This window comes from Oscillibacter sp. ER4 (assembly GCF_000765235.1).
GTDB lineage: Bacteria > Bacillota > Clostridia > Oscillospirales > Oscillospiraceae > Hominicoprocola > Hominicoprocola fusiformis.
The window spans coordinates 1-2,192 of record NZ_JPJG01000113.1; the positions used below are offsets into that span (position 1 = coordinate 1).

Genomic DNA, 2,192 nt, shown 5'->3' on the forward strand with positions numbered 1-2,192 from the left:
CTTTCACTTCGGAGACATCAGAGTTGTTCAAGCCTGAGACTGCCAATCCAAGGCCTTTCTCTGGGGGTTCCAAAGGGGGGATTCTCTTTTGCGAAAGAGAATCCCCCCCTTTGATCCGTGCAGCGCTGCGGGCGCTGCTATCCCCCTCGCGCCCAACGGGCGCGACTTAATCCCTCCAAACTGGTTTGGAGACCGAATCCCCAAAAATCCGAAGAGCTTCCTCTTCGATTCTTTTGCGCTGCAAGGATTGTAAAGGCATTAACCATGTCAATTCAACAGCTTTCCCGCGGCGTTTCCAAACGCCGGCGATCTTCCCGTCGAGCAGAATGGCAGGCCGCACGATGCCGGATAGCGTGAACACGCTGCGTAGTGCATCTTCAGGGAGAAACGGATTTGCCCGCTTTTCATAGCCCAGCATCAGCGGGTCAAAGCCCGCAAGAAAACGACAGCAGGATAAATCACCGATAATGTTAATATCATCAAGCCTGTAAAATATTTTACCTTCACAGACGAATTCGCGCGGGGAGAGAGATTCGATGAGCGGCAGTAGCTCACGCTGGGGAAGGCCGAAGAAGTATGCGGCGTCCTGTACTGTTACGGGACCGTAGTGTGTCAGATACCGGTGCAGCAGCTCGCGCAGCGCATCGTCCCGCGTTATCGGATCGAACGGTGGGCAGGGGCGAAAGGCCTTTTTCTGCTGCGCGGTGTGGCAGAGCACGCCGCTTTCGCACAGCGCGCGGAGCAGCCCGCCCCAAGGATCGAACGCGCTTTGTTCTTCATCGGCGGTCATGCCGTGCTCGCGGCAGAGAAGGCGCAGCTCCTCGCGGCCGCCGCAGCCTTTTTGGGCGGCGTCTAAAATGATCGCGGCCAACTCGCGCTTGCGCGCGGCGGAGAGATGGTCGTCGTCCGACATCGTGTCGCACGGACGAAGAAAATGGCTGCGCCCATTGTAGAGGAAGAAAGGCAGGTCGTTCTGTGCGATCAGATGCAGCGTGCCGCGCAGCGTCCATGTCTTTGCGGCAGAGGTGCGCAGAATGTCCTCATCCGGCGCTTTCCCGCAGCGGAGACGCAGCGCATGCAGGCAGTTGCCGTAAAACTGCGCCTGCAAGCCGCAGAGGTCGCGCAGCACGGTGAGCTCGCCTTTCGCGGGGGTAAAAAGATACTGCCGGTTTATGCGGAGCAGAAGCATGTCGTCGATCTGCATGGGACGCCTCCGTTCGGTGCAAATTTTCCTGCCGGAATACTTGCGAAAAATGCGGTATTTTGATATGCTATTCTGCATTGTAACATGTGTGATATCCGGGAGGCAACTATGAAAAGTTCGAAAATCCGGCAGGTGGTGCTGCCGCTGATCACGGCCCTGATCTGGGGCAGCGCATTTGTCACGCAGAGCCTCAGCGCGGCGCATCTTGGGTGCTTCAGCTTCAACGCGCTGCGCGCCATTCCCGCGGTGCTGGTATTGCTGGTGCTGCTGGCCGTCATGCAGCGCATCCACCCGCGCGAAAAATACAGCGCGGAGGAAAAGCGCGCGCTGCTGCGCGGAGGGCTTGTCTGCGGCGCGTTTCTGGCGCTTGCGATCAACTTGCAGCAGTTTGGCATGGGGACGACGAGCGCGGGCAAGGCGGGCTTTATCACGGCGCTCTACATTGTGCTCGTGCCGGTGTTCAGCACGGTGCTTGGCAAAAAGGCGAAGAAAAGCATCTGGCTCTGCGTGATCGCCGCCGTCGCGGGGCTTTACTTCCTGTGCTTTGACGGCAGCAGTACGCTTTCGTTCAGCAGCGGTGATATGTATGTGTTCCTCTCGGCCTTTGCTTTCACCGCCCAGATCCTTGCTGTGGACTATTTTGTGCAGCAGGTGGACGGCATTGCGCTGTCCTGCGCGCAGTTTGCAGTGGTCATCATGCTCTCAGCCATCGGCGCACTTGCATTCGGCGAGCACACCACGCTCGAGGCGGTGAAGACCTGCATCCCGTATCTGCTCTATGTCGGCGTGGTGTCGAGCGGCGTGGGCTACACGCTGCAGATCATCGCGCAGAAGGACGGCGACCCGACGGTCGTGTCGCTGCTGCTGAGCCTCGAGTCGTTTTTTGCCGTTGTCTGCGGCGCGATTGTCCTGCACGAGCGCATGAGCCTGCGCGAGTATTTCGGCTGCGCGCTGATGCTTGCGGCGGTCATCCTTTCGCAGCTGCCGG

Annotated in this window: 2 protein-coding genes; one reads left to right on the forward strand and one right to left on the reverse strand. The window is 58.9% G+C overall.

Annotated features, from left to right (window positions below; translation table 11 throughout):
- Nucleotides 1–166: 166 nt before the first annotated feature.
- Nucleotides 167–1,204, reverse strand: a complete 1,038-nt coding sequence (locus NI20_RS0113270; protein ID WP_033121866.1) for a winged helix DNA-binding domain-containing protein — start codon at nucleotides 1,202–1,204, stop codon at nucleotides 167–169.
- A 108-nt stretch (nucleotides 1,205–1,312) separates the two neighbouring features.
- Between NI20_RS0113270 and NI20_RS0113275 the strand changes: the two genes are divergently transcribed.
- Nucleotides 1,313–2,192, forward strand: an 880-nt coding sequence (locus NI20_RS0113275; RefSeq protein ID WP_033121867.1) for a DMT family transporter, incomplete at its 3' end; no start/stop codon positions are given.

What these genes read in the sequence shown, in the direction of transcription:
- NI20_RS0113270 (WP_033121866.1), bottom strand. Translation starts at nt 1,204, where the DNA reads ATGCAGATCGACGACATGCTTCTGCTCCGCATAAACCGGCAGTATCTT.